Raw genomic sequence first — 806 nt, 5'->3', positions numbered from 1 at the left:
AAGGTAATTCCTAGCCAGAGCGGACCAAAGAGGCCTTCAACTGTGATATGGGGATTGGTTTCATCATCCTAATAATAAGTGGTTTAAGATCTTCGTTGCGATGGTTGTACCGGTAGCAAACTTCGCCCAGGTAAAGGTGGAAGTATTGATGGGGTACGCCGCGGTACGAGTACAGCCGGTTTTTGGCACTTCGATGCCGTTAATATAGATCGCGTCCTACCGGGCCTGCCTTTCTCTTTGCGGGTCATCACGTTGCTCACCGCGCAGCTTCAGTGTAGCATATGCCTGCTACTGATCGGTGTAGTACAGGGCCCCTTTTCGTGTGTGGGCCTAGATCTGACGTATGACCGAAGCTCGGTCATACAGTTAGGATAGGCATGGCCTTTACTTGGCCATTACGCTTGATGATCTCAAACGCGATTACCTTGTCCGCTGCGCTCCGGCCTTTTCTGGCCCCACCAAAGGTAGTTTCGTCCAACTAATAGCCCCCATCAAAGGGAGCGCGCAGCTGCGCTCGGGCACAGCGGGTCCGCAACAAACGATAGAAACGTTCCCGAGCAGAGCCGCACTGACAGTGCTAAGGAAGCGCTGCCAGTAAGAGGGCACTCCCAGCACAAACAGCTCCAAGAGTTGATGCTTTACGCCCACCGTCAATCGCACCGAGTCCCACCCACTACGCCAGCTAAAACGATACCCACAGGCACGTCCCCGCCATCTCCAAGTAAATAATGACGGGGTCCTCACAGTCAGGGCAGCATTTCACCCTTAAAATATCGCTAGCTTCCGCTCTAGCTAGGAATTAGCTT

The 806-nt window shown here is 53.1% G+C and carries 1 pseudogene; it reads right to left on the bottom strand.

Annotated features, from left to right (window positions below):
• Positions 1-385: 385 nt before the first annotated feature.
• Positions 386-478 (bottom strand): annotated as a pseudogene (locus AXK11_RS10375) (IS1595 family transposase); the annotation flags it as partial.
• Positions 479-806 lie beyond the last annotated feature (328 nt).

The sequence above is a fragment of the Cephaloticoccus primus genome, assembly GCF_001580015.1.
In the GTDB taxonomy this organism is placed as follows: Bacteria; Verrucomicrobiota; Verrucomicrobiia; order Opitutales; family Opitutaceae; genus Cephaloticoccus; species Cephaloticoccus primus.
This window is presented reverse-complemented; position numbering and strand designations above follow the sequence as displayed.